Raw genomic sequence first — 20,931 nt, 5'->3', positions numbered from 1 at the left:
CGGAACCTTAGCGCGTTAGGCGCCTGCTCGACAATGGGCAAGTAACGGTTTGCCGGGTGTTTGCCCTGGTTTGCACGTCGCGGGCGAACCCAGGGCGAAATCCGCGCTATTCCAGCACGGGCTGGGCGAAAGCCTTGCGCACGCTGTCGTGGGAAAACTCGTCGGCGTGCTGCTCGACCCATTGCAGGGCGAGGGCCTGGATATCCTGAAGATCGTCGTGGGCATCGTTGAGGCGGCAATAGCGCTCGATCTGACACACTTGCTCACCCATTCGCGCGCTGAACAGCGTCTGCTCGTCGGTGAAGGCGATGCCCACCAGATAGCCTTTCTTGCGGCGCAGGCACCACGCCACATAGCCCGGATAACAGATGTCGGCGTTGAGCGTCGGCATCCGCACTTGCAACGCCGTACCGTGGCGCCACGCGCGGTGGTAATTGCAAGCGATCCCGCCGAGGCTGATAGTGTGCAGCTGATGTCGCGAAATACACTCAGGTTTGAGCAACGTTAATTCGACGGGCACATCGTCCGGATGAGGAATAAACCGTCCCATGAGCACAGACTCCCTGTGTCGGCCATTTGACATTGTTTCCCCCAGTATAGTGGTCGAATCGCAACTGACCGATTTCGACGCCGACCAGCGGCTGCTGGCGATGCGCGGCGTGTCGCTGGTGATTTTCACCAGTGTCGGCTGCGCCAGCTGCCGGTTCGCCCGCGAGGCGCTGCCGGCAATGCAGCTGGCGATCGATCGCCTGTGCTGGATCGACGCCGGCGACAACGGTGGGCTGGTGGAGCGTTATCAGGTCTTTCATTTACCGGCGCTGTTTGTCGTACGCGACGGTGAGTTCTTTGGTGCGGTGCACGCGCGCCTGAGCTGCGACGAGCTGAATGCCGGCGTGGCCCGGGCGCTGCAACGAATTGCAGAGGAGTTGCCATGATGGCGGCAGTCAAGCAACCGGTGGTGGGGATTATCGGCACCGGGGCGATCGGAGGTTTCTACGGCCTGATGTTGGCGCGGGCCGGGTGTGATGTGCATTTTCTCTTGCGCAGTGAGTTCAGCGCCGTCGCCGAGCACGGCTTGCACGTCGACAGCGCGGTGCACGGCCAGCTGACGCTGAACCCGGTGCAGGCCTACTCGTCGGCGCAGGACATGCCGCCCTGCGACTGGCTGCTGGTCGGCGCCAAGACCACCAGCAATGCCGGGCTGGCACCGTCGATCATCCAGGCAGCGAAGCCCGGAGCGAAGGTGCTGGTGCTGCAGAATGGGCTGGATGTCGAGGACGGTCTGCGTGCGCTGTTGCCCGAATCGCTGCATCTGTTGGGCGGGTTGTGCCTGATCTGCGTTCATCGCGACGCGCCCGGGCAGATCACTCACCAGGCCCTCGGCGCGGTGAATATCGGCTACCACAGCGGCCCGGCCAGCGCCGAAGCGGCGCGCATGGCGATCGTCGAGGAGGGCGCCGGACTGTTCCGCGCCGCGGGCATCGACTCCCAGGCGATGCCCAATCTGCATCAGGCGCGCTGGCAGAAACTGGTGTGGAACATTCCCTATAACGGTCTTTCGGTACTGCTGGGTGCCAGCACGACACCGCTGATGGCCGATGCCGACAGCCGCGCGCTGATCCAGGCGCTGATGGCCGAGGTGGTGCAGGGCGCCAAGGCCTGCGGTCACGACATCCCGCCCGGGTACGCCGAATACCTGTTCATGATGACCGAGAAAATGCCCGACTACTGGCCGAGCATGTACCACGACTTCCTGCACAAGCGACCGCTGGAACTGGAAGCGATCTATGCTCGACCGCTGGCGGCAGCCAGGGCCGCGGGCTGCGAGTTGCCGCGAATCGAAGCGCTGCACCGCAGCCTGGCGTTCATTGATCGACGCAACACTTGAAGCGGTTTCTGCCAGGTGGGGGAAAGAATGGCGAAGAACATCGATGACAAACTGGTGCTGGCGATTTCGTCGCGCGCGCTGTTCGACCTGAGCGAGAGCCACAAGGTCTATCTGGCGCAAGGTGTCGAAGCCTATCGGCAGTACCAGATCGAGCACGAGGACGAAATCCTCGCCCCGGGCGATGCCTTTCCGCTGGTGGAAAAACTGCTCAACCTCAACAGTCGCCTCGGCCGCGCCCGGGTCGAAGTGATCCTGGTATCGCGCAACAGCGCCGACACCGGCCTGCGCGTGTTCAACTCGATCGGCCATTACGGCCTGGCGATTTCCCGCGCGGCGTTTGTCGGCGGACGCAGTCCGTATCCGTATCTGAAGGCGTTTGGCTGCGACCTGTTTCTGTCCACCCACGCTGAAGATGTGCGCGCCGCGCTGGATGCCGGTTTCGCTGCGGCGACCATTCTGTCCGGTGGCGCCAGCCGCGCCGCCAGCGATGAGTTGCGCATTGCCTTCGACGGTGATGCGGTGCTGTTTTCCGACGAATCGGAACGGGTCTACCAGTCCGGTGGCCTGGAGGCATTCCAGGCCAAGGAGCGCGAATCGGCGCGCGAGCCCTTGCGCGGCGGTCCGTTCAAGGGCTTCCTCGCGGCGCTCAACCTGCTGCAGCGCGAGTTCCCGGACACGGACTGCCCGATCCGCACCGCGCTGGTCACCGCGCGTTCGGCACCGGCTCACGAGCGGGTGATCCGCACCTTGCGCGAATGGGACATCCGTCTCGACGAGTCGCTGTTTCTCGGCGGCCTGACCAAGTCGGCGTTTCTCGAAGCGTTTGCCGCCGACGTGTTCTTCGATGACCAGGCCGGTCACTGCGAGCTGGCCCGCGAGGTGGTCGCCACCGGCCACGTCCCCCACGGCATCAGCAACGAACCCAAGATCTAAAGCCCTCTGGGTTCAAGACGTTGCGTCGCACGTCGTACTCGCCAAGGCACTGCTAAGCTGAATCAAATCTCCGCCATGTTGGCTTGCGAGGAGGTCATATGATTCGTTCGATGCTGTATGCCACTGACCTCGGTCTGTACGCACCGTTAGTGATGCAGCATGCCCTGGCGCTGGCACGAACGTTCAACGCCGACCTGTATGTGGTGCACGCGGTGGAGCCCATGGGGCTGTTTGCCGAATCGGTGTTGCAGAGTTACCTCGACGAGCAGGCATTGAACGAGTTTCACAGTCAGGGGCTGAAGACAGTCATCGCCAATATCGAGCAGCGGGTGCTCGACAGTTTTCGTGAGGAACTGGGGGACGAGGGCGAGCAGGATCTGTTGCGCATCCGCGCCGTGCGCGTGGTGCAGGGCGATCCGTCGCAGGTGATTCTCGACCAGGTGCAGAAACTCTCTGTCGATTTGCTGATCGTAGGAAGTCACAGCCACGGGGTAGGGGCGGAAACGCCATTGGGGCGCACGGCGGCCCGGGTGCTGCAATTGGCCAAGGTACCGGTTTATCTGGTGCCGCTGGTGGAGCGTCGGCGGCGGGAGGATCGCTGAGGCAGGAATAATGGCACTTTGATAAAAAAGTTCTAGATTTATTCTTCAAACCATTAATATAGTTATATACCGTCGCTGATGCCCGTGGCGTCTACCTGCTTTGAGGGATACATATGAAGCTTCAACAATTGCGCTACATCTGGGAAGTGGCGCACCACGACCTCAACGTTTCCGCTACAGCCCAAAGCCTCTACACCTCGCAACCGGGCATCAGTAAACAGATCCGTCTGCTGGAAGACGAGTTGGGCGTCGAAGTGTTCGCCCGCAGCGGCAAGCACCTGACCCGCGTCACTCCGGCCGGCGAGCGCATCATCACCACCGCTGGCGAAATCCTGCGCAAGGTCGAAAGCATCAAGCAGATCGCCCAGGAATTCTCCAACGAGAAAAAAGGCACCCTGTCGATCGCCACCACCCACACCCAGGCGCGTTACGCGTTGCCGCCGGTGATCAGCAATTTCATCAAGCAGTACCCGGACGTGGCGCTGCACATGCACCAGGGTTCGCCGATGCAGATCGCCGAGATGGCCGCTGACGGCACCGTCGATTTCGCCATCGCCACCGAAGCGCTGGAGCTGTTCGGCGACCTGGTGATGATGCCGTGCTATCGCTGGAACCGCTGCGTGGTCGTGCCGCAGGGCCACCCGCTGACCAAACTGCCGAAACTGACCCTCGAAGCCCTCGCCGAATACCCGATCGTGACCTACGTGTTCGGTTTCACCGGCCGTTCGAAGCTCGACGAAGCCTTCAGTCATCGTGGCCTGACGCCGAAAGTGGTGTTCACCGCCGCCGACGCCGACGTGATCAAAACCTATGTGCGTCTGGGCCTGGGTGTCGGCATCGTGGCGAAAATGGCCGTCGACACCAAACTCGACAACGACCTGGTGGTGCTCGATGCCAGCGAACTGTTCGAGTCGAGCATCACCAAGATCGGCTTCCGTCGCGGCACTTTCCTGCGTGGCTTCATGTGCGACTTCATCGAGAAGTTCGCCCCGCACCTGACCCGCGAAGTCATGGCCAAGGCGATCCAGTGCCACAACAAACAGGAACTGGAAGAGCTGTTCGACGGCGTTGAACTGCCCGTCCACTAAGCTTGTGTCTCAGTGCACCTCGGTGACAGTGAACTGTTGCCGAGCGCCCGCCACCAGAATCTCCACCTCATCGCCCTCGAACTTGCCCAGCAGGCTTCTGCCCAGCGGCGAGCGCGGGGTGATGACGGTAATCGGCTGACCCACCACATCAACTTTCAGGCCGGCGCCATCCGGGGCCAGGAACAACCATTGCTCGCGGCCCCTGGCGTCTTCCAGGCCGAGCAGGGCGCCGATGGCGATCCCGCGCTGATCGTCATATGCGCGCAGCGTCAGGTTCTGGCACAACGCCAGAGCCTGGCGGATTTCCTCGACCCGCCTGGCTTGCCCGGCCGCCAGATAGGAGGCTTCCAGGCCGAGTGTGTCGTACTTGTTCTCGGCGATGTTTTCTTCGTGGGTCGCGGTTTCGTAAGCGGTTTGTGCGGCGCGCTCGGCGATATCGAGGTCGACACGCAGCTTGTCGAGGATCAGTTGGTGGACGGTCTGTTTGTTCATGATCAATCGCAGAATTGCAGGACGTTGGCGCGGCTCTTTTCGCTCGGCGCTGTCTGATCCTGCTGCAGCCAGAACTGGCATTTCGGGTTGGACAGGTTGCGCGTGCTGCCACGAGCCTGATCCAGGCGTGCCTGTTGTTCGTTCTTGCGCAGGTTTTCTTCGTATTGCTCGAACAGCGGGCTCTGTGGCGGCGTGTCCGGCACCGTTTGCACGGCGGGCGGCGTGGCCAGTTGCTGAACGGCCTGGGCCACGGGCGCCAGTTGTTCGCTGAGCAGGAAGCGCGAGATCAGCCAGCAGGTCAGGGCAATCGCCAGGAACCCCAGCCACATGCCCAGGGCGATGCTGCCGGTCAATTGCAGCGCGCTAAGCTGAACAGGCAAGGGGCGACGCGGGTTGGGGCGGTAGGGCATGACTGCCTCCTGGCGGGTGATTGCGGGCAAGTGGCGATTGTCGCACGAAGATAAATCGTCGGCGGCTCTTCTGCACGCCGACATTTATGCGGACAATCGAGGTTTTTGCCAACGGGAGTCTTGGATGTCGGATCGGAAAACCCGCTGGGATATCTTCTGCACCGTGGTCGACAACTATGGCGACATCGGCGTGACCTGGCGCCTGGCCCGCCAACTGGTGGCCGAACACGGGCTGGCGGTGCGGCTGTGGGTCGATGACCTGCGGGCGTTCGAACGAATCTGCCCGCAGATCGAGGTCAATCTCGAGCAGCAATCGCAGCAGGGCGTCGAAGTCCGCCACTGGTCGGCCGAATGGGCGCCGACCGCCGCGGCCGACGTGGTCATCGCGGCGTTTGCCTGTCAGTTGCCGAGTGCCTACATGGATGCCATGGCCGAGCGGGCGACGCCACCGTTGTGGATGAACCTGGATTACCTGAGTGCCGAGGATTGGGTCGTCGGTTGCCACGGCCTGCCGTCGGTGAAATACAGGTCGGTGCAGAAGTTCTTCTTCTTTCCCGGGTTTCAGCCCGGCACGGGCGGCCTGTTGCGCGAGCGCGATCTGCTCGAGCGACGTCGGCAGTTTCAGCAGGATGGCGCTGCACGGCGACAGTTCCTGCACGGTCTGGGCGTCGAGCCGGCAGCCGATGCACAACTGATTTCGCTGTTTGCCTACGAAAATGCCGGGCTTGCCAGTTGGCTGGACGTGCTGGCCGCCGACTCGACGCCGACCCACCTGCTGGTGCCGGAAGGACGGATCCTCGGTGATGTCGCGCGCTGGCTCGATGTCGATACCCTGGAGGTCGGCGACCTGAACGTGCGTCAGGCACTCACGGTGCAGGTGCTGCCGTTCGTCCGTCAGGACCAATACGACCATTTGCTCTGGTGCTGCGATTTCAACGCGGTGCGCGGTGAGGACTCGTTCGTGCGAGCGCAATGGGCGGGGCGGCCGCTGCTGTGGCACATCTATCAGCAGGACGAAGACATCCATCTGGACAAGCTCGATGCCTTTCTCGCGCTCTATACGAAAGGCCTTGCGCCAGCGGCAGCCGAGGCGATGAACGGTCTGTGGCGGGCCTGGAGCGCTGGCCAACCGATCGGTGAACACTGGCTGGCGGCCCGCAAACACTGGCCGCAACTGCAGGAAAACGCCGAACAATGGTGTCTGGAACAGGCCTTGCAGGCCGATCTTGCGACGGCGCTGGTACAGTTTTACCGAAATTGGATATGATACGCGGCCTAGATTTTTGTAAATCCCATCCAAATTCGGATATTCGCAATGAAAACTGGTAAAGAACTCAAACCCGGTACCGTGATCCGTATCGACAACGATCCTTGGCTGGTTCAGAAAGCTGAATTCACCAAGTCGGGCCGTAACAGCGCGATCATGAAGACCAAGCTGAAGAACCTGCTGACCGGTTACAAGACCGAAACCGTTTACGGTGCGGACGACAAGCTGGACGACGTGATCCTGGATCGCAAGGAAGCCACCCTGTCCTTCATCAGCGGTGACTCCTACACGTTCATGGACACCACTGACTACACCATGTACGAGCTGAACGCCGAAGACATCGAAAGCGTTCTGCCATTCGTGGAAGAAGGCATGACCGACGTTTGCGAAGCCGTGTTCTTCGAAGGCCGTCTGGTTTCCGTAGAGCTGCCGACCACCATCGTGCGTCAGGTTGACTACACCGAAGGCTCCGCTCGCGGTGACACTTCCGGCAAGGTGATGAAGCCTGCCAAACTGAAGAACGGCACCGAACTGTCGGTAGCTGACTTCATCGAAATCGGCGACATGATCGAGATCGATACCCGCGAAGGCGGTTCCTACAAAGGCCGTGCCAAATAAGCACTGCTTTTTGCGGAAAGAAAAAGCCCGACCATTGAGTCGGGCTTTTTTGTGCCTGGTGAAGATTACTTCTGCAGGTGCTGCTTCAGTTCTTCCGAGGCCTGCAGCATTGCCGAACGCACCGCCGGGACCTGGCTGACCACGTTGAGCAAACCGTAGTCGTGGATCATGCCGTTGTAGCGAACCGAGGTCACCGGCACGCCGGCTTCGTCGAGTTTGCGAGCGTAGGCTTCACCTTCGTCACGCAGCACGTCGGCTCCGGCGGTCTGAACCAGTGCAGGCGGCAGACCTTTCAATTGCGCGGTCGTGGCCCGCAGCGGCGAGGCGTAGATCTCGTTGCGCTGGTTGGCGTCGGTGGTGTAGTTGTCCCAGAACCACTTCATCATGTTGCGGGTGAGGAAGTGTCCCTCGGCATACTGGTTGTACGAACCGGTATCGAAATTGGCATCGGTCACCGGCCACAGCAGCACCTGGAATCTGATCGCCGGCGTGCCTTTGTCCTTGGCCATCAGGGCGACCACGGCCGCCATGTTGCCGCCGACGCTGTTGCCCGCCACCGCCAGGCGCTTGCCATCGACGTTGATGTCCTTGCCGTGTTCGGCCACCCATTTCGTTGCCGCGTAGGCCTGGTTGATCGCCACCGGATAATGCGCTTCCGGCGAAGGCGTGTAGTTGACGAACACCGCCGCCGCCCCCGAGCCGACCACCAGGTCGCGTACCAGCCGTTCGTGAGTCGGGAAATCCCCCAGCACCCAGCCACCGCCGTGAAAGAACATGAACACCGGCAACTCGCCTTTGACCCCGGCCGGCCGGACGATGGTCAGGCTCAACGGTTGGCCATCGACCTGGATGGTCTTCTCGCTGACATCGGCTTTGGGCAGTGTCAGTTTGACCCCGGCCTGCGCGCCCACCAGCACGGCGCGGGCGTCTTTCGGGGTCAGCTGTTCCATCGGTTTGCCGGTGCCGGCATTCAATGCATCGAGGAATGCCTGGGTGTTGTGTTCAACCTCACCGGCGAATGCACTGTGGATGGACAGGGCGAGAAGGGTGCCGGTCAAGACTTTGCTGAAAGTGTTCATGTGCTTTTCCTGTTCGGGCCTGGGGCTTCAGCGCTTAGACGGTGACGTGCAGGCGCACATCGACATTGCCACGGGTGGCGTTGGAGTACGGGCAGACCTGGTGGGCAGCGTCGACCAGGCTCTGGGCGTCGGTCTGTTCCAGGCCCGGCAGGCTGATATGCAGGTCGATGTCGAGACCGAAACCGCCGGGGATCTGGCCGATGCCGACGTGCGCGGTGATCGACGCGTCGTCCGGGATCTTGCGTTTGCTCTGGCTGGCGACGAATTTCAGCGCGCCGATGAAGCAGGCCGAGTAGCCGGCAGCGAACAGTTGCTCAGGGTTGGTCGCCGCACCGCCAGCACCACCGAGTTCTTTCGGCGTGGCCAGTTTGACGTCGAGGATGTTGTCGCTGGAGATCGCACGACCGTCACGGCCGCCAGTGGAGGTTGCGATTGCGGTGTAGAGAGTTTGCATGGTGTGAGCCTCTTCAGATGTGTATTTGTGCGCTAATTGTTTGCGCGTTAACTAAGTGCGAGGTGAATGTATCGCGCTAATATTTAGTGCGCAAGATAAATTTTTGAAGAAAATCCATGCAGAGCCCGTCAATGGTTAACGGGTGCGGATTAACTATTTGATTCAGAAGGATTTTTTGAAAAAGATCGGCAGCAGAAAATTTTCCGCGGAGCTACCGAGCGCCATGCCGCGTGCAGGAGCAAACCTGCTCACGACGGCGATCAGGCAATCGATGCACGATGCCTGAGGGAAGGGACATGGTTTGCGCTCAGGCCATGCTGTCCTGCAGATGGCTGCGCAATGCCTGCAGTTCCGCCTGCAGATGTTGCAGGCGCTCAAGGGTAAAACCGCTGGCGCCGAGGATGCATTGCGGAATGCTCCGGGCTTTGTCACGCAGGGCGCGGCCTTGTTCGGTCAGTTCGATGATCACCACGCGCTCGTCTTCACGGCTGCGCGTACGGCTGAGCAGGCCTTCGGCTTCCAGGCGTTTGAGCAGCGGGGTCAGCGAGCCCGGATCCGTCAGCAGGCGCGAGCTGATTTCGCCGACGGTCAAGCCATCCTTTTCCCACAGCACGATCATCGCCAGGTACTGCGGATAGGTCAGGCCCAGCGCTTGCAGCAGTGGTTTGTAGACCTTGGTCATGGTCAGCGAAGTGGAGTGCAGGGCGAAGCAGGCCTGGTTGTCGAGCAGCAGGTCTTCGCAGGGGGCGGCGGTGTCGCGGTCGGTGGTCATGTCATTGCCTTGAACGGTGATCGTGATGAATCTAGCGCTCGAACCTTTAATGCGCCAGACAATTGTAGCCCGGTGCCGTTTCGGCTAGTGCCGGCCGAGATCGCGTTGCAGTGCCAGGTCCCACGGCGGCACCGGGCTGAAGCGGGTCTTGAGGTATTCCAGCAACAGGCGGCTGCGTGAACTGGCCTGCTGCTCCAGGCGCAGGGCATAGATGCCGGTGCTTTCCGGTTTGGGCAGGCCGTTGGCGCAGAACAGCGGCAGCAATTCGCCGCGCAGCAGGTATTCGCTGGCCAGCCAGGTCGGCAAGTGCGCGATGCCCAGCCCGGCCAGTGCGCCGCACACCAGCGCCTCGGCATTGTTGGCACTCATGCGGATGCGCGCCGGGCGGTGCAGCTGCATCTGTCCGGCCTGTTCGAAGCGCCAGGCGAACGGTGGCGCCAGGCCTTCCCAGTCGAGGCCGTCATGCTCGCCCAGTTGCGCCGGTTCGCTCGGCACGCCGCGACGTTTGAGGTACTCGGGACTGGCGCAGGCGATGCGCACCATACTCGCCAGCGGCGTGGCGACCAGCCGCGTGTCGCCCAGTTGCCCGGCGCGCAGCACCAGATCGACCTTGCCCAGGCTGGAGCCGTCCATGTCGACGAAGCTGTCGATCAAATGCAGTTGCACATCCAGCCCCGGATACAGCACGAGAAAATCGGCGATCACCGGCGCCAGATGGCGACGGCCGAACGCCGCGGGCGCGTCGACGCGGATCAAGCCCTCCGGCGCGCTGCTCAGGGATACCGCCTCGGCGCGGGCCAGTTGCAGCTCGGCGACGATGCGCCGCGCCCGTTCGGCAAACGCCAGGCCTGCCGGTGTGGCGCGCACTGCGTGGGTGCTGCGAATGAACAACTGGCTGCCCACCGCACTTTCCAGGCTGTCGATGCGTCGGGCGACGGCCGAAGGCGTCAGCGGATGCCGGCGTGAGGCGGCGGAAAAACTGCCGCTTTCCAGCACATCGAGGAACAGGCCGAGCTGATCGGTAAGTTGATTGGGATTCATGGCAGGCAATGCTTATGCGAATTTGGCACAGCCATTGTGCGTTGCTGTGCGTTTCCGTGCCAGCGGCGATTGCGTAGGATGAATCGCCTGACGCGAGAGGAATTCGGCTGTGATGGAGTTTTTGCTGTACCTGCTGTTTGGCGCCGCCCTGGGCACTCTGGGGGGAATCTTCGGTATCGGTGGCGGTTTGATCGCCATTCCGCTGCTGGGCGTATGGTTTGGCCTCGATCAGCAGATCGCCCAAGGCACCGCGCTGGTGATGGTGGTGCCGAACGTGATGCTGGCGCTATGGCGTTACCACCAGCGCAACCGCATCGAGTTGCGCCATGCATTGCCACTGGCGGTGATGGGCTTCTGTTTTGCCTGGATCGGTTCGATCTGGGCCGTGGGCATCGACGCGCAAACCATGCGCATCGGGTTTGTCGCCTTCCTTGTCGCGCTGTCGGCCTACAACCTGCTGCGCATGTTCGGTCACCGCCCGGCGGCGACCTCGCAGATGCGTTACGGCTGGCCATGGCTGGGCGTGCTCGGCGCAGCGTCCGGGGCCATGGGCGGTCTGTTCGGCGTGGGCGGGGCGGTGGTGGCAACGCCAGTGCTGACCAGCCTGTTCGGCACCACGCAGGTGGTCGCCCAGGGCCTGTCGCTGGCGCTGGCATTGCCGAGCACCGGTGTCACCCTGGTGACTTACGCGGTGCATCACGAAGTGGACTGGCTGATCGGCCTGCCGCTGGCCATCGGTGGCCTGGCGAGCATCAGTTGGGGCGTGAAAGTGGCCCACGCCATGCCGGAGAAACTCCTGCGCGGGCTGTTCTGCGGCTTTCTGGTGCTGTGCGCGGTGATGCTCGCCTTTAAAGTTTGAAGCCTTCGACGATGTGCTCGGCCAGGCACTCGGTGATCGGCGACGGATTGTTCAGGTTGCGGATCAGCATGATGCTCGCCTCGGGCAACAGCGGCAGATCCTCGGCGGCGCCGAGAATGCGCATGTCCGGGGTGATCAGGCTTTCCAGTTGCGCGGTGATCGCCAGGCCCGCGCTCACCACCGCCATCAGCGCCGAGAGGCTGGTGCTGTTGTAGGCGATGCGATATTCGCGCCCCATGGCATCCAGCGCGTTGCAGGCCCACAAACGGCAGAAGCAGTCACTGTTGAACATCGCCAGCGGCAGCGGCGTCTGTTCGTGTGCGCTGAAGTTCTGAGCTTCGGCCCAGACGAAGCGTTCCTTGCGCAGCAGTTGACCGATCTCATTGCCCGGTTCGCGGGTGACGATCGACAGATCGAGATCGGTGCGCTGCAACAGCTGCTTGGTCGACTCGCAATGCACTTCGATCTGGATCAACGGATAGAACTGGGCAAAACGCGAGAGGATGCCCGGCAGGAAACGCATCACGTAATCGTCCGGCGTGCCGATGCGCACGGTGCCGACCATGTGCGGCTCGCGCAGGGTGTTGAACACTTCGCTGTGCAGTTTCAGGATGCGCCGCGCATAGCCCAGCAGCACCTGGCCTTCGGCGGTCAGGCGCACCTGGCGGCCGTCGCGCTCGAACAACTGGCGCTGCAACACGTCTTCTTCCAGACGCTTCATCTGCATGCTCACCGCCGATTGGGTGCGGTTGACCATTTCCCCGGCGCGGGTGAAACCGCCCTGGTCGGCAATCGCCACGAAGGTGCGCAGGACATCGGTATCGATACTGGGGTAGGCGGACAAATCATCAATCTCCGAGATGCATGCCATCAGAAACATTCGTTGGATTGATCGTAGCCCCGGCGCGAGACTTGAGCCATCCCTAAAGGAGGGCAACACGATGAAAGGTCAAAGAGAGTATGTAGGCGAAGAAAAATTTTCCGGCCATATCGTTTCCGATCTGCTGCACAAGTTTAGCCGCTGGTACGAACTGCACCGCGAACGTGAGCTGCTGGCCAGCCTGAGCGACGAAGCGCTGAAGGACATCGGCGTCAGCCGTGCCGACGTCGAGCACGAAGCGGTGCGGCCGTTCTGGGACGATCCGATGCATAAATGATGAGGCGATCGCTACACAAACCCACTTCAGGTGAGGTAGGTTGCGAGCAGACATGGAGGTACACATGCCCGCAACGCTGTCCTTTTCCATTCAACAGGCGCGACGTCTGGCGCTGGCTGCCCAAGGGTTCAACGGGCGCCAGCCGCCGACCGTCAAGGCCGCACATCTGAATCGGCTGATCGAACGGCTGGGCCTGCTGCAGATCGATTCCGTCAACGCCGTGGTGCGCTCGCACTACCTGCCGCTGTTTTCCCGTCTGGGTTCCTATCCTTCCTTGTTGCTCGACCAGGCTGCCTGGAGTTCCGGGCGGCGCCGCACGCTGTTCGAATACTGGGGCCATGAAGCGTCGCTGTTGCCGCTGTCGATGTATCCGTTGCTGGGCTGGCGCATGCAGCGCGCCAAACGCGGCGAGGACATCTATCAGCAACTGGCGAAGTTCGGACGTGAGCAGCAAGACACCATTCGCCGGGTGCTGACCTGCGTCCAGGCACAGGGTGCGGTGGGTGCCGGCAGCTTGTCGACCCGCGAGGACAAGGCCGGGCCGTGGTGGGACTGGAGTGCGGAAAAGCATGCGCTGGAATGGTTGTTCGCTGCCGGCGAAGTCACGGTCGCCGGCCGACGCGGTTTCGAGCGCTTGTATGACTTGCCGGAGCGAGTGATTCCCTCGTCGATCCTGCAGCAACCGTGGCCCGACGAGGCTGCCGCGCAACGCGGATTGCTGCTGCACGCGGCCACGGCGCTGGGTGTCGGCACGGAAAAAGACCTGCGTGATTACTTCCGCCTGAACCCGGCCGATGCCCGCCCGCGCCTGGCGGAACTGGTCGAGGACGGGCAATTGCAGACCTGTGAAGTCGGCGACTGGCGGCAGATCGCCTATTGCCTGCCCGAGCCGAAAGTGCCGCGCAAGGTCAGCGCCAGTGCGCTGTTGTCGCCGTTCGACTCGCTGATCTGGGAGCGCAGCCGCACGGAGCGGCTGTTCGATTTCCGCTATCGGCTGGAGATTTATACCCCCCAGGCCAAACGCGTCTACGGCTATTACGTGCTGCCGTTTTTGCACCATGAGCGGATTGCCGCGCGGGTCGATCTGCGTGCCGAGCGCGCGTCGGGACGGCTGGCGGTGCATGCGGTGCACGAGGAGGAGCCGGGGCTGGATGATGAGGGAATGTTGGCGCTGGCCTTGAATTTGCGGCAAATGGCCGCCTGGCTGGGGCTTGCGCGAGTGCAGCTCAATTGTCAGCGCGAGAGTGCAGGGCGGCTGCGCCTGGCAATGTCTGCAATTGGCTGTGACTGAGCTGACATCATCAGTGGCAAGCCAGGCTCCCACCGGTGGTGGGAGTGGGCTTGCCCGCGAAGAGGCCGGTTCAGGCAATAGAGATTTCCGATCTCAGCGCCGGACTTGTTTCAGGGTTTCGGCAATCAGGAACGCCAGTTCCAGCGACTGATCGGCATTCATCCGCGGATCGCAGTGGGTGTGATAGCGATCCGACAAGCCATCTTCGGTAATCGGCCGCGCACCACCAATGCACTCGGTGACGTTCTGCCCGGTCATCTCGATGTGAATCCCACCGGCGTAGCTGCCCTCGGCTTCGTGCACCTGGAAGAACTGTTTGACCTCGCCGAGGATCTGCGCGAAGTCGCGAGTCTTGTAGCCGCTGCTGGCCTTGATGGTGTTGCCGTGCATCGGGTCGGAACTCCACAGCACCTGCTTGCCTTCGCGCTGCACCGCGCGAATCAGCGCCGGCAGGTGATCGCCAACCTTGTTCGCACCCATCCGCGCGATCAGGTTGAGGCGCCCCGGATCGTTGTCCGGGTTGAGCACGTCGATCAGGCGGATCAGGTCATCGGGGTTCATGCTCGGGCCGACTTTGACGCCGATCGGGTTATTCACCCCGCGCAGGAATTCGACATGGGCGCCATCGAGCTGGCGGGTGCGATCACCGATCCACAGCATGTGTGCCGAGCAGTCGTAGTAATCGTTGGTCAGGCTGTCGCGACGGACGAAGGCTTCTTCGTAATTCAGCAGCAGCGCTTCGTGGGCGGTGAAGAAACTGGTTTCGCGCAGTTGCGGCGAACTGTCCATGCCACAGGCGCGCATGAAGGCCAGGGTTTCATCGATGCGGTCGGCCAGGTGGCTGTACTTCTCGGCCAGCGCCGAGTTGGCGATGAAGTCGAGGTTCCACTTGTGCACCTGATGCAGGTCGGCGAAGCCGCCCTGAGCGAAGGCGCGCAGCAGGTTGAGGGTAGCCGTGGACTGGTGATACGACTGCAGCAGGCGCTCCGGGTCGGGCACGCGGCTGGCCGAGTCGAAGCCGATGCCGTTGACGATGTCGCCACGGTAGGCCGGCAGGGTCACGCCGTCGATGGTTTCATCGTTGGCCGAGCGCGGCTTGGCGAACTGCCCGGCCATGCGCCCGACCTTGACCACCGGGCAACCGGCGGCGAAGGTCATGACGATCGCCATTTGCAGCAGCACCTTGAAGGTGTCACGGATCTTCGCGGCAGAGAATTCGGCGAAGCTTTCCGCGCAGTCGCCGCCCTGCAGGAGGAACGCCCGGCCCTGGGTGACTTCGGCAAACTGACGACGCAACTCCCGGGCCTCGCCGGCAAACACCAGTGGCGGATAACTGGCCAGGGTCTGCTCGACCTGGCGCAGGTGCGCGGCGTCGGGATATTGGGGTTGTTGCTGGATCGGCAGGGCGCGCCAGCTGTCAGGGCTCCAGGGTTGGCTCATCACGGTCTCTAAGGTTTTACGCACGGACGGCCATGTTAGCAGCAATTAGTGCGTGACCTGTTCCCGCCGCTTCGCCGACAATCGCCGCTTTGTCACGGCGCCATAACGGTGCCATCGCGTCACCGCGCCCGGTGACCATCAGGAGCTGAAATGACTGAGGAGCGCGTCGAGCTTTTGCTCGCCGAGGTACAGGACGAGTTCGGCGTGATCCGCGTGCTGGAAGTGGCCGATTACCGCTTTCTGGAGTTTGGCGATGCCATCGAACAGAGCTGCGTGTTCACCGCCGATCCGAGCTGGCTGGAGTACGACTACACCCGCGCGATGCTGATCGGCGCGTTGTGCCATGAGCAGCCGGAGAGCGCGCTGTTTCTCGGCCTCGGTGCCGGTACGCTGACGCAGGCCTGCCTCAAGTTCCTGCCGCTGGAAGATGTCGAGGCCATTGAGCTGCGGCCGGACGTGCCGCGCCTGGCCATCGAATACCTCGGCCTGGATGACGATCCGCGCTTGTACATCCGTGTCGGCGATGCCCTCGAACTGCTGCCGACCGCCGAGCCGGCGGACCTGATCTTCGTCGACCTGTATACCGACGTCGGCCCCGGCGCCGGGCACCTGGCGTGGAATTTCCTCGGCGATTGTCAGAAACGTCTGAATCCGGGCGGCTGGCTGGTGATCAACCAGTGGGCCACCGATGACGGCAAGCCGCTGGGTGCCGCACTGTTGCGCGGCCTCTATCACCGGCATTACTGGGAGCTGCCGGTGAAGGAGGGCAATGTGATCCTGATCGTGCCGGCGGACCTCGATCAGCAACTGGACAGCCAGGCGCTGACCGCCCGGGCTGAGGCGCTGGCGCCGCGGTTGGGCTACTCGTTGCAGGCGTTGATCAACAGTATCCGCCCAGCCACCTGAGTGGTCAGTGATGACCCCTTCGCGGGCAAGCCAGCTCCCACAGAGTTCGCGCCGTGCGCAAAATGTGTGAACGACCCGGTCACAGTGGGAGCGGGCTTGCCCGCGAAGGCGGCGCGATGACCACCACTCATTTCAGATCCCTTTGAAGACACCGGGTCGCCGCTCCACCAGCGAGCGCACACCTTCCTTGGCGTCCTCAGTGGCCAACAACTTCTTCACCAGCGGCGGCAAGCTCTGCGCCGCGGCCGTTTCACCTTCATAGCGCGCCTGGCGTGCCGACATCAGCGTTGCCTGCACCCCCAGCGGCGCCTGGCGCGCAATGCGTTCGGCGAGTTCGATGGCGCGTGGCAACAGGTCTTCACTGGCCATCACCTCCTGCACCAGACCCAGGCGCAGCGCGTCGTGAGCATCGAACTCATCCCCGGTGAGCAACCAGCGCATCGCGTTGCCCCAACCGGCGACCTGATGAAAACGTAACGTCGCGCCACCGAACGGAAAGATCCCACGCTGCACTTCCATCTGGGCGAAACGGGTGTTGCTGGCGCACAGGTTGATGTCGGCGGCGAGCATCAGTTCGATGCCGATGGTCAGGCAATATCCCTGCGCCGCGACAATCACCGGTTTGCTCACCCGTGGCCCGACGAACACGCCCCACGGGTCGCAACCGCCGGGCGGCACCTGCCAACCCTGGGCGAGGGCGGAGCTGGCGTTGACCAGGTCCAGGCCAGCGGTGAAGTGCTCGCCATGCCCGAACACCACCGCTACCCGCGCCGCGCTGTCGGCTTCGAACTCGCCGTAGGCCAGGCTCAGGTCATTGAGCAGGTCGAGGTCGAAAGCATTGCGCTTGGCGGCTCGATCGAGACCGATCAACTGCACGTGTCCACGGCGTTCACGGCTGACGCGGCCGGGGCAGGGCTGATTCATGGGTATTTCCTCGGACGGGAAAGAAGGGTGCAGCGACGGTATGCCGCACATCAGTGAATCGTTTAAGCGCCATCGCCCACAGGGCCGGGCCTTTGCAAAATAGACCTTTGCCCGGTTATCCGCAAAACCCCGTTACACAACGCTGACAACCGGATCAAACCGATAAAAAAAGCTCCCTTTTCGGGCAAATTCCGGTATAGTGCGCGCCGGCCTTTAACCGGGCCGCGTTTAGGTAGCGCAATTCCCCGAAGTCAGCTTCGGCTGCACGTCCGCACTGCGGGCTCTTCCTTGACGATTCTTTTTCATTCATTCGTTTTCGCAAATCCCCGCCGACAAAGCTGCCAGGGCGACTCTTGAGTCTCAACACGGCATGTGCAGCTTTGGAGCATGGGTCTTTGCGGATGCACTTAGAGGCAGACCCATGACCCAGGAAATCGGCGGCTTCGCCGCTCTTGAACTTCATCCCAATATTGTCGCTGCAGTAGTCGCTACCGGCTATGAAGAGCCTTCGGCCATTCAGCAGCAGTCGATCCCGATCATCCTCGCCGGTCACGATATGATTGGTCAGGCGCAAACCGGTACCGGTAAAACCGCTGCCTTTGCCCTGCCTATCCTGCACCGCATTGATCCGTCCAAGCGCGAGCCGCAAGCTCTGATCCTGGCCCCAACCCGTGAGTTGGCGCTGCAAGTTGCAACCGCTTTCGAAACCTACGCCAAGCAAATGCCGGGCGTAACTGTTGTGGCTGTCTACGGCGGCGCGCCGATGGGCCCACAACTGAAAGCAATCCGGAATGGCGCACAGATCGTTGTCGCTACCCCGGGCCGTCTGTGCGACCACCTGCGTCGCGACGAAAAAGTCCTCGCCACCGTGAACCACCTGGTTCTCGACGAAGCGGACGAAATGCTCAAACTGGGCTTCATGGACGACCTCGAAGTGATCTTCAAGGCCATGCCGGAATCCCGTCAGACCGTACTGTTCTCGGCGACCCTGCCGCAGTCGATCCGTGCCATCGCCGAGCGCCACCTGCGCGACCCGAAGCACGTGAAAATCCAGAGCAAGACCCAGACCGTTACCGCGATCGAACAGGCTCACCTGTTGGTTCACGCTGACCAGAAGACTTCGGCCGTTCTCAGCTTGCTGGAAGTGGAAGATTTCGACGCGCTGATCATGTTCGTACGCACCAAGCAAGCGACCCTGGATCTGGCCAGTGCCCTCGACGCCAAAGGCTACAAAGCCGCTGCGTTGAACGGTGACATCGCCCAGAACCAGCGTGAGCGCGTCATCGACTCGCTCAAGGATGGCCGTCTGGACATCGTTGTCGCGACCGACGTTGCCGCCCGTGGTCTGGACGTACCGCGCATCACCCACGTGTTCAACGTGGACATGCCGTACGATCCGGAATCCTACGTGCACCGTATCGGCCGTACCGGCCGTGCCGGTCGCGAAGGCCGCGCGCTGCTGCTGGTGACGCCGCGTGAGCGCCGCATGCTGCAGGTGATCGAGCGTGTGACCGGTCAGAAGGTTGCCGAAGTGCGTCTGCCGGACGCCCAGGCCGTTCTCGATGCGCGCATCAAGAAACTGACCAACAGCCTGTCGCCGCTGGTGGCTGATGCCGAAGCGACTCACGGCGATCTGCTCGATCGTCTGACCGCCGACATCGGTTGCTCGCCGCGTGCCCTGGCTGCAGCCCTGCTGCGCAAGGCTACCAACGGTCAGGCGCTGAACCTGGCAGCGATCGAGAAGGAGCGTCCACTGGTGCCGAACAACGCACCGCGTGGCGACCGTCCCGAGCGCTCCGGTGATCGTCCTGAGCGTGGTGACCGCGAGCGTCGCGCACCGATGCCTCTGGGCGAAGGTCGTGCCCGTTGCCGTACCGCGCTGGGCGCGCGTGACGGTATCGCCGCCAAGAACCTGCTGGGCGCCATCCTCAACGAAGGTGGCCTGGCCCGTGAAGCGATCGGTCGCATCCAGGTGCGTGACAGCTTCAGCCTCGTCGAACTGCCGGAAGATGGTCTGGACAAACTCCTGACCAAGCTCAAGGACACTCGCGTCGCTGGCAAGCAGCTGAAACTGCGTCGCTACCGCGAAGATTGATCCGCCCTCGGGCTGATTGATCGAACATAAAAAATCCCCGACTGGTTCGGGGATTTTTTTTGTCTGTCTTGTGCGTTTCAACCGAAACGATAGATGTCCATGCCAAGTGCACCCATGGTGAAGCCCTGGTGCGCCACGCTGAACTCACCGCCGGCACCGCGGGCAAAATACAACGGCAACAGATGTTCATCACTCGGATGACTGCGCACGGCGTTCGGCGCTTGCTGGCGGTAATCGTGCAGTGCGGCTTCATCGTCGGCAGCGAGCTTGTCGATCATCCAGTCGCGAAAGGCCTTGGCCCACGGCTCGACGCTTTCCGGGCCGGCGTGCCAGTCCAGTTCGCGCAGGTTATGGGTGATGCTGCCGGAGCCGATCAGCAGGATGCCCTGATCGTGCAGACCGGTCAGCGCTTCGCCGACTCGGGTCTGCAGGGCCGGCCCGCCACGGCTGGGCAGCGACACCTGAACCACCGGGATATCGGCTTGCGGGTACATCAGCGACAGCGGCACCCAAACGCCGTGATCAAACGGGCGCTGCGGATCCAGGCGTGCCGGCAGATGCGCGGCGGTCAGCAGGGCGGCGACGTCGGCCGCCAGTTGCGGATCGCCCGGTGCCGGGTATTGCACTTCGAACAGCGCACGGGGAAAACCACCGAAATCGTGCCAGGTTTCCGGCTGCGCGTGGCTGCTGACCAGCAGCTCATGGCTTTCCCAGTGGGCGGACACGATGACGATGGCTTTGGGCCGGGGCAGCTCGGCCGCCAGCCGCTGCAGCGCCGGGCCGCTGGCACCGGGCTCCAGCGCCAGCATCGGCGAGCCGTGGGAGATGAACAGGCTGGGAAACATGGATGGGTTCCTGAGCGGTAAGATGGCCCATCTTCAGTCAGATCATTGATCTAAATCTAATATAAGTTTTAACGCTTTTTGATCGAATTTTTGAGGTTATCTATGCAGCCTGAGTTTTGGCACAAGAAGTGGGCGGCGAACCAGATCGGTTTTCACCTGCCGGAGGTGAATCCATATTTGCAGCGACACTGGGCGGCACCGGCGACGGCGCGCGTGCTCGTGCCTTTGTGTGGGAAAAGTCTGGATTTGTCGTGGCTGGCCGGACGCGGTCATCAGGTGCTCGGGGTGGAACTGTCGGAAAAGGCTGTCGAGGACTTTTTCAATGAGCATCAGGTGCAACCGCAGATCAGCTCGAAAGGCGCGTTCAAGGTCTATCGCGGTGATGCCATAGAACTGTGGTGCGGTGACTTCTTTGCGCTGACTGCCGACGATGTCGCCGATTGCACTGCACTCTACGATCGCGCCGCGTTGATCGCCTTGCCAGCACCGATGCGTGAACGCTATGCGGCGCATCTTCAACAGATCCTTGCGCAGGGTGTGCAGGGGCTGCTGATTACACTGGATTACGACCAGGCGCAGATGCCGGGACCACCTTTTGCGGTGGCGGATGAGGAAGTGCAGCGCTTGCTCGGCGATGTCTGGCAAATGCAGGTGCTGGAGGAACAGGACGTACTGGGCGACAGCTGGAAGTTTCTGCAGGCAGGCGTGACGCGGCTTGAGGAGCGGGTTTACCGTGTTTGCAGCCGATAGATTGTCTTTTGCTGGTACCG

Annotated in this window: 24 protein-coding genes; 13 read left to right on the top strand and 11 right to left on the bottom strand. The window is 62.2% G+C overall.

Annotated features, from left to right (window positions below):
* Positions 1–106: 106 nt before the first annotated feature.
* On the bottom strand, positions 107–550 hold the full coding sequence (locus tag QRN70_RS25415; protein WP_285420617.1) for a PilZ domain-containing protein: 444 nt from the start codon (positions 548–550) through the stop codon (positions 107–109).
* Here QRN70_RS25415 and QRN70_RS25410 point away from each other — a divergent pair.
* The 5 genes from QRN70_RS25410 to cysB all read left to right on the top strand — a co-directional run bounded on the left by QRN70_RS25410 (position 549) and on the right by cysB (position 4,511).
* On the top strand, positions 549–935 hold the full coding sequence (locus QRN70_RS25410) for a YbbN family protein (protein ID WP_285420616.1): 387 nt from the start codon (positions 549–551) through the stop codon (positions 933–935). The genes QRN70_RS25415 and QRN70_RS25410 overlap by 2 nt on opposite strands.
* Positions 932–1,888, top strand: a complete 957-nt coding sequence (locus tag QRN70_RS25405) for a putative 2-dehydropantoate 2-reductase (RefSeq protein WP_285420615.1) — start codon at positions 932–934, stop codon at positions 1,886–1,888. Before QRN70_RS25410 ends, QRN70_RS25405 begins: the two co-directional genes overlap by 4 nt.
* Positions 1,889–1,915: 27 nt before the next feature.
* Positions 1,916–2,821 carry a 5'-nucleotidase gene (locus QRN70_RS25400; protein WP_285420614.1) on the top strand — a complete coding sequence of 302 codons (906 nt, stop codon included), beginning with the start codon at positions 1,916–1,918 and terminating at the stop codon, positions 2,819–2,821.
* A 98-nt stretch (positions 2,822–2,919) separates the two neighbouring features.
* Entirely contained in the window at positions 2,920–3,423 is a 504-nt protein-coding gene (locus QRN70_RS25395; protein ID WP_285420613.1) for a universal stress protein, read from the top strand.
* Between the two features lie 113 nt (positions 3,424–3,536).
* Positions 3,537–4,511, top strand: a complete 975-nt coding sequence (gene cysB / locus QRN70_RS25390; protein ID WP_007908591.1) for an HTH-type transcriptional regulator CysB — start codon at positions 3,537–3,539, stop codon at positions 4,509–4,511.
* Between the two features lie 9 nt (positions 4,512–4,520).
* Here the strand turns inward: cysB and QRN70_RS25385 are convergent, their stop codons facing one another.
* On the bottom strand, positions 4,521–5,003 hold the full coding sequence (locus tag QRN70_RS25385; protein WP_285420612.1) for a GreA/GreB family elongation factor: 483 nt from the start codon (positions 5,001–5,003) through the stop codon (positions 4,521–4,523).
* 2 nt (positions 5,004–5,005) lie between these two features.
* The gene (locus tag QRN70_RS25380) at positions 5,006–5,413 is read right to left on the bottom strand and encodes a hypothetical protein (protein WP_285420611.1); all 408 of its coding nucleotides are present in this window, start codon (positions 5,411–5,413) and stop codon (positions 5,006–5,008) included.
* 124 nt (positions 5,414–5,537) lie between these two features.
* Here QRN70_RS25380 and earP point away from each other — a divergent pair, with 124 nt between their 5' ends.
* Both earP and QRN70_RS25370 read left to right on the top strand, forming a co-directional pair.
* Positions 5,538–6,680: an elongation factor P maturation arginine rhamnosyltransferase EarP gene (gene earP, locus QRN70_RS25375; protein ID WP_285420610.1), complete on the top strand. Its 1,143-nt coding sequence runs from the start codon at positions 5,538–5,540 to the stop codon at positions 6,678–6,680.
* A gap of 48 nt (positions 6,681–6,728) precedes the next feature.
* Entirely contained in the window at positions 6,729–7,298 is a 570-nt protein-coding gene (locus tag QRN70_RS25370) for an elongation factor P (protein WP_007955690.1), read from the top strand.
* A 65-nt stretch (positions 7,299–7,363) separates the two neighbouring features.
* Here QRN70_RS25370 and QRN70_RS25365 read toward each other — a convergent pair whose 3' ends face one another.
* From QRN70_RS25365 to QRN70_RS25350, 4 genes are all read right to left on the bottom strand, one after another.
* Complete coding sequence (locus tag QRN70_RS25365) at positions 7,364–8,377, bottom strand: alpha/beta hydrolase (RefSeq protein WP_285420609.1); 1,014 nt, start codon at positions 8,375–8,377, stop codon at positions 7,364–7,366.
* A 34-nt stretch (positions 8,378–8,411) separates the two neighbouring features.
* A complete protein-coding gene (locus QRN70_RS25360; protein ID WP_135844416.1) occupies positions 8,412–8,831 on the bottom strand; it encodes an organic hydroperoxide resistance protein in 420 nt (139 codons plus the stop codon).
* Positions 8,832–9,138: 307 nt separating this feature from the next.
* Entirely contained in the window at positions 9,139–9,603 is a 465-nt protein-coding gene (locus tag QRN70_RS25355; RefSeq protein ID WP_285420608.1) for a MarR family winged helix-turn-helix transcriptional regulator, read from the bottom strand.
* A gap of 84 nt (positions 9,604–9,687) precedes the next feature.
* Complete coding sequence (locus tag QRN70_RS25350) at positions 9,688–10,644, bottom strand: LysR family transcriptional regulator (RefSeq protein WP_285420607.1); 957 nt, start codon at positions 10,642–10,644, stop codon at positions 9,688–9,690.
* A 109-nt stretch (positions 10,645–10,753) separates the two neighbouring features.
* Between QRN70_RS25350 and QRN70_RS25345 the strand changes: the two genes are divergently transcribed.
* Complete coding sequence (locus tag QRN70_RS25345; protein ID WP_285420606.1) at positions 10,754–11,503, top strand: sulfite exporter TauE/SafE family protein; 750 nt, start codon at positions 10,754–10,756, stop codon at positions 11,501–11,503.
* Here the strand turns inward: QRN70_RS25345 and QRN70_RS25340 are convergent.
* Positions 11,493–12,347, bottom strand: coding sequence for a LysR substrate-binding domain-containing protein (locus QRN70_RS25340; RefSeq protein WP_007908606.1), 855 nt, complete (start codon positions 12,345–12,347; stop codon positions 11,493–11,495). The genes QRN70_RS25345 and QRN70_RS25340 overlap by 11 nt on opposite strands.
* A gap of 97 nt (positions 12,348–12,444) precedes the next feature.
* Here QRN70_RS25340 and QRN70_RS25335 point away from each other — a divergent pair, with 97 nt between their 5' ends.
* Entirely contained in the window at positions 12,445–12,660 is a 216-nt protein-coding gene (locus QRN70_RS25335; RefSeq protein WP_285420605.1) for a DUF1127 domain-containing protein, read from the top strand.
* Between the two features lie 64 nt (positions 12,661–12,724).
* Positions 12,725–13,951, top strand: a complete 1,227-nt coding sequence (locus tag QRN70_RS25330) for a winged helix-turn-helix domain-containing protein (protein ID WP_285420604.1) — start codon at positions 12,725–12,727, stop codon at positions 13,949–13,951.
* Positions 13,952–14,044: 93 nt separating this feature from the next.
* Here QRN70_RS25330 and QRN70_RS25325 read toward each other — a convergent pair whose 3' ends face one another.
* On the bottom strand, positions 14,045–15,391 hold the full coding sequence (locus QRN70_RS25325) for a class II 3-deoxy-7-phosphoheptulonate synthase (protein ID WP_064383296.1): 1,347 nt from the start codon (positions 15,389–15,391) through the stop codon (positions 14,045–14,047).
* 150 nt (positions 15,392–15,541) lie between these two features.
* On the opposite strand from QRN70_RS25325, the gene QRN70_RS25320 reads away from it, so the two are divergent.
* A complete protein-coding gene (locus tag QRN70_RS25320; protein ID WP_285420603.1) occupies positions 15,542–16,297 on the top strand; it encodes a spermidine synthase in 756 nt (251 codons plus the stop codon).
* A gap of 132 nt (positions 16,298–16,429) precedes the next feature.
* On the opposite strand, the gene QRN70_RS25315 is transcribed toward QRN70_RS25320, so the two are convergent.
* The gene (locus tag QRN70_RS25315) at positions 16,430–17,221 is read right to left on the bottom strand and encodes a crotonase/enoyl-CoA hydratase family protein (RefSeq protein WP_285420602.1); all 792 of its coding nucleotides are present in this window, start codon (positions 17,219–17,221) and stop codon (positions 16,430–16,432) included.
* 421 nt (positions 17,222–17,642) lie between these two features.
* On the opposite strand from QRN70_RS25315, the gene QRN70_RS25310 reads away from it, so the two are divergent.
* Positions 17,643–19,316: a DEAD/DEAH box helicase gene (locus QRN70_RS25310; protein ID WP_285420601.1), complete on the top strand. Its 1,674-nt coding sequence runs from the start codon at positions 17,643–17,645 to the stop codon at positions 19,314–19,316.
* A 77-nt stretch (positions 19,317–19,393) separates the two neighbouring features.
* On the opposite strand, the gene QRN70_RS25305 is transcribed toward QRN70_RS25310, so the two are convergent.
* The gene (locus tag QRN70_RS25305; protein WP_285420600.1) at positions 19,394–20,161 is read right to left on the bottom strand and encodes a DODA-type extradiol aromatic ring-opening family dioxygenase; all 768 of its coding nucleotides are present in this window, start codon (positions 20,159–20,161) and stop codon (positions 19,394–19,396) included.
* Between the two features lie 102 nt (positions 20,162–20,263).
* On the opposite strand from QRN70_RS25305, the gene QRN70_RS25300 reads away from it, so the two are divergent.
* Positions 20,264–20,911 carry a thiopurine S-methyltransferase gene (locus QRN70_RS25300; protein WP_285420763.1) on the top strand — a complete coding sequence of 216 codons (648 nt, stop codon included), beginning with the start codon at positions 20,264–20,266 and terminating at the stop codon, positions 20,909–20,911.
* Positions 20,912–20,931: the final 20 nt, after the last annotated feature.

It is taken from the genome of Pseudomonas sp. efr-133-TYG-5, assembly GCF_030209175.1.
GTDB lineage: Bacteria > Pseudomonadota > Gammaproteobacteria > Pseudomonadales > Pseudomonadaceae > Aquipseudomonas.
Note: the sequence above shows the minus strand (reverse complement) of the source record. Positions and strands in the feature narration are given on the sequence as shown.